This window comes from Pararcticibacter amylolyticus (assembly GCF_003130405.1).
In the GTDB taxonomy this organism is placed as follows: domain Bacteria; phylum Bacteroidota; class Bacteroidia; order Sphingobacteriales; family Sphingobacteriaceae; genus Arcticibacter; species Arcticibacter amylolyticus.
The window spans coordinates 67,703-71,805 of the sequence record NZ_QEAS01000017.1 but is presented as its reverse complement, the minus strand read 5'-3'; the positions used below and the strand labels follow the sequence as shown (position 1 = coordinate 71,805).

The 4,103-nt window shown below is 41.3% G+C and carries 6 protein-coding genes, 1 tRNA gene and 1 pseudogene; all 8 read left to right on the top strand.

What is annotated here, in order from left to right; translation table 11 throughout:
- The first annotated feature begins 2 nt into the window (after positions 1-2).
- Complete coding sequence (gene tuf / locus DDR33_RS18805; protein ID WP_109417412.1) at positions 3-1,190, top strand: elongation factor Tu; 1,188 nt, start codon at positions 3-5, stop codon at positions 1,188-1,190.
- A 105-nt stretch (positions 1,191-1,295) separates the two neighbouring features.
- Positions 1,296-1,366 (top strand) — tRNA-Trp (locus tag DDR33_RS18800).
- 14 nt (positions 1,367-1,380) lie between these two features.
- Positions 1,381-1,575: a preprotein translocase subunit SecE gene (gene secE, locus DDR33_RS18795; RefSeq protein WP_109417351.1), complete on the top strand. Its 195-nt coding sequence runs from the start codon at positions 1,381-1,383 to the stop codon at positions 1,573-1,575.
- Between the two features lie 15 nt (positions 1,576-1,590).
- Positions 1,591-2,133 (top strand): transcription termination/antitermination protein NusG, encoded by a 543-nt coding sequence (nusG, locus tag DDR33_RS18790; RefSeq protein WP_109417350.1) that lies wholly within the window; start codon positions 1,591-1,593, stop codon positions 2,131-2,133.
- Positions 2,134-2,260: 127 nt separating this feature from the next.
- Positions 2,261-2,704, top strand: a complete 444-nt coding sequence (gene rplK, locus DDR33_RS18785) for a 50S ribosomal protein L11 (RefSeq protein WP_109417349.1) — start codon at positions 2,261-2,263, stop codon at positions 2,702-2,704.
- 20 nt (positions 2,705-2,724) lie between these two features.
- Complete coding sequence (rplA, locus tag DDR33_RS18780) at positions 2,725-3,423, top strand: 50S ribosomal protein L1 (RefSeq protein ID WP_109417348.1); 699 nt, start codon at positions 2,725-2,727, stop codon at positions 3,421-3,423.
- 2 nt (positions 3,424-3,425) lie between these two features.
- Positions 3,426-3,944, top strand: coding sequence for a 50S ribosomal protein L10 (rplJ, locus tag DDR33_RS18775; protein WP_109417347.1), 519 nt, complete (start codon positions 3,426-3,428; stop codon positions 3,942-3,944).
- Between the two features lie 59 nt (positions 3,945-4,003).
- A pseudogene (locus DDR33_RS26755) lies at positions 4,004-4,103 on the top strand (50S ribosomal protein L7/L12); the annotation flags it as partial.

Below are 4,103 nucleotides of genomic sequence, written 5' to 3'. Positions count from 1 at the left end.
ACATGGCAAAAGAAAAATTTGACCGCAGTAAACCGCACTTAAATATCGGTACTATCGGCCACGTTGACCACGGTAAAACTACTCTTACTGCAGCTATTACAAAGGTATTAGCAGATAAGGGTTTGTCAGAGGCTCGTTCATTTGATTCTATTGACTCTGCCCCTGAAGAAAAAGAAAGAGGTATTACTATCAATACAGCACACGTTGAATATTCAACAGCGAACCGTCACTATGCACACGTTGACTGTCCGGGACACGCCGACTATGTAAAGAACATGGTTACTGGTGCTGCTCAGATGGACGGAGCTATCCTTGTAGTTGCTGCTACTGATGGTCCGATGCCACAAACTCGCGAGCACATCCTTCTTGCCCGTCAGGTAGGCGTACCAGCTCTTGTTGTTTTCATGAACAAGGTTGACATGGTAGACGATCCTGAACTGTTAGACTTAGTAGAAATGGAAGTTCGTGAATTATTATCATTCTACGAATTCCCTGGTGATGATATTCCTGTGATCCGTGGTTCTGCCTTAGGTGGTTTGAACGCTGAGCCTCAGTGGGTTGAAAAGATTATGGAATTAATGGAAGCTGTAGATAGCTACATTCCAATTCCTCCACGTCTGACTGATCTTCCGTTCCTTATGCCTGTTGAAGACGTATTCTCGATCACTGGTCGTGGTACTGTTGCAACTGGTCGTATTGAGCGTGGTGTAATCAACTCTGGCGAGCCTGTTGAGATCCTTGGTATGGGTGCTGAAAACCTGAAATCAACTGTTACAGGTGTTGAAATGTTCCGTAAGATCCTTGACAGAGGTGAAGCTGGTGACAACGTAGGTTTATTGTTGCGTGGTATTGAGAAAACTGATATCCGTCGTGGTATGGTTATCTGTAAACCAGGTTCAGTAACTCCTCACACAGATTTCAAAGCAGAGGTTTACGTTCTTTCAAAGGCTGAAGGTGGTCGTCACACTCCATTCTTCAACAAGTATCGTCCTCAGTTCTATTTCCGTACTACAGACGTAACAGGTGAGATTTCACTTGCAGAAGGTGTAGAAATGGTTATGCCTGGTGATAATGTTACTATCACTGTAAAACTTATCAACGCAATCGCGATGGAAAAAGGTTTACGTTTCGCTATCCGCGAAGGTGGTAGAACAGTAGGTGCTGGTCAGGTAACTGAGATCCTGAAATAAGAAGTCTTAATTGATTCTCGGGGTAAGAGAATCATTCAGATAAATAATAAAGAGTACCCCAAAACATTTTGGGGTACTCTTAAAATAAAACAAAGTTCTTTTTTTACGGGCATAGTTCAATGGTAGAATAGAGGTCTCCAAAACCTTTGATCAGGGTTCGAATCCTTGTGCCCGTGCTTAATTTGCAAAAATGGCTAGCGTAGTTGAATTTTTAAAAGAATCGTATGACGAAATGCTCCATAAGGTATCATGGCCTACCTGGAGTGAGTTGCAGAATTCAGCAGTTATCGTGCTTGTAGCATCGGTCATTATTGCTCTGATGATTCTGGCGATGGATGAGTCTGCGGGGAATCTTTTAAAATTTTTCTACAGATCAGTTGCTTAAAAAATGAATAGTACAATGAGTGATCAACTGAAGTGGTATGTAGTCAGAGCAGTTAGTGGTAAGGAAAAGAAGGTTAAACAGTATATCGAAACTGAGGTAAACCGCCTCGGTATTTCGCATTTAGTGCCCCAGGTACTTATTCCTATGGAAAAGTATTATCAGATGAGGGAAGGAAAGAAAATAGCGAAAGAGAGAAACTTCTATCCCGGATATGTTCTGATAGAGGCTGCTTTGGATGGTGAGCTTGAACATATTATAAAGAACGTGAATAGCGTTATCGGCTTTCTTGGAGACAAGGGAGGGAATGCTGTTCCGTTGCGTCCTTCTGAAGTGAATCGTATACTTGGTAAGGTAGACGAGATGACTCAGCAGGGAGAAACAATGAATGTACCTTATTATGTCGGAGAGAATGTTAAGGTAATGGACGGTCCGTTTAACGGATTTACTGGTGTAATTGAAGAAGTGAACGAAGAAAAGAAGAAGCTTAAGGTGATGGTGAAGATCTTCGGACGCCGTACTCCCCTTGAGTTGAATTACATGCAGGTAGAAAAAGAATAGAGAGGAAGGTAGATATATTATAAGAGGAGTGAGGCCACTCACACCCCCGTGTCTATCCCAACAATAAAGTCTTAAATGTTACAATTGCTTCCAAATTACTAACATTGAGTAATAAATAAACAAAAAAATGGCAAAAGAAGTCAGTGCGTTAGTAAAATTACAAATCAAGGGCGGTGCAGCAAATCCATCTCCTCCTGTAGGACCAGCATTGGGTGCTAAAGGGGTTAATATCATGGAGTTTTGCAAGCAGTTTAACGCACGCACCCAAGATAAGCCAGGTAAAGTATTACCTGTTGTAATTACAGTATATGCTGATAAGTCTTTTGATTTTATCATTAAGACTCCGCCGGTAGCTATTCAATTACTGGAAGTTTCGGGAGTAAAGAGTGGTTCAGCAGAGCCTAACCGTAAAAAGGTTGCTTCTGTTACCTGGGAACAGGTGGAAACCATTGCAAAGGATAAAATGCCAGACTTAAATGCTTTTACTGTAGAGTCTGCCATGAAAATGGTTGCAGGTACAGCACGTAGTATGGGAATTACCGTCTCTGGTAATGCACCCTGGAACAGTTAATTAATTAAATCAGTTAAGAAGTGGCTAGATTATCTAAAAATCAAAAAAAGGCACTCTCCAAAATTGAGGCAGGTAAGTCGTATTCTTTACAGGAAGCATCAGCTCTTGTTAAGGAGATTACTACAACTAAATTTGATGCTTCTGTGGATATCGACGTTCGTTTGGGCGTAGATCCACGTAAGGCGAATCAAATGGTCCGTGGTATCGCTACTCTTCCTCATGGTACAGGTAAGACTGTTCGCGTTTTGGCTTTAGTAACTCCTGATAAGGAAGAGGAAGCCAAAGCTGCCGGCGCAGATTATGTGGGCCTGGACGAGTATATTTCTAAAATAGAAGGTGGATGGACCGATGTGGATATCATCATCACCATGCCAAGTGTGATGGCAAAGGTAGGTAGACTGGGGCGTATTCTTGGTCCGCGTAACCTGATGCCAAATCCTAAATCAGGGACTGTAACAACCGATGTAGGTAAAGCAGTAACTGAAGTGAAGGCTGGTAAGATTGATTTCAAGGTTGACAAAACAGGAATTATTCATACATCAATAGGAAAGGCATCTTTCCCGGCTGATAAGATCTATGAGAATGCTCTTGAAGTTCTTCAGACTCTTTCAAGGTTGAAACCATCGGCTGCAAAGGGAACATATTTTAAGAGTATCCATCTCTCTTCAACTATGTCACCCGGAATTGAAATTGAAACTAAAACAGTAGCGGGGATCTAATCATGAGAAAAGAAGAGAAACAAGAGATTGTTCAATCCCTTACTGAACAGATTAAAGAGTACGGGAACTTTTACATAACCGATACTGCAGATCTTTCTGTTGCTAAGATCAATTCAATTCGCCGTAAGTTCTTTGATAACGGGATTGCTATCCAGGTAGCAAAGAATACTCTTATCCGTAAGGCTATGGAAGCTGCCGGTGTGGAAGCTCCGGGATTTGAGGAGGTGTTAAAGGGTTCTTCTACTATATTGTTTTCGACTGTAGCGAATGCTCCGGCGAAACTTATAAAAGAACTTAGAAAAACGGGCGATAAACCGGTATTAAAGGGAGCATATATCGATACTGCATTGTTCATTGGTGACAAACAGTTAGATGCTCTGGCTAGTCTTAAATCTAAGAACGAGCTTATTGGTGACATCGTTGGATTATTGCAGTCTCCTGCGAAGAACGTTATCTCAGGCCTTCAGTCTGGTGGTAATAAACTTGCAGGAATTGTTAAAACATTACAGGAAAGAGGTTAAGACAGACACCTTAGAGCTCAGTCAATTAAATAGTATTAAATTTTAAAATCTAAAATAAAATGGCAGATTTAAAAGCGTTTGCTGAACAATTGGTAAACTTAACAGTAAAAGAAGTTAACGAGTTAGCTCAGATCCTGAAAGATGAGTATGGTATTGAGC

What these genes read in the sequence shown, in the direction of transcription:
- nusG (WP_109417350.1), top strand. Translation starts at nt 1,591, where the DNA reads ATGAGTGATCAACTGAAGTGGTATGTAGTCAGAGCAGTTAGTGGTAAG.
- secE (WP_109417351.1), top strand. Translation starts at nt 1,381, where the DNA reads ATGGCTAGCGTAGTTGAATTTTTAAAAGAATCGTATGACGAAATGCTC.
- rplJ (WP_109417347.1), top strand. Translation starts at nt 3,426, where the DNA reads ATGAGAAAAGAAGAGAAACAAGAGATTGTTCAATCCCTTACTGAACAG.
- rplK (WP_109417349.1), top strand. Translation starts at nt 2,261, where the DNA reads ATGGCAAAAGAAGTCAGTGCGTTAGTAAAATTACAAATCAAGGGCGGT.
- tuf (WP_109417412.1), top strand. Translation starts at nt 3, where the DNA reads ATGGCAAAAGAAAAATTTGACCGCAGTAAACCGCACTTAAATATCGGT.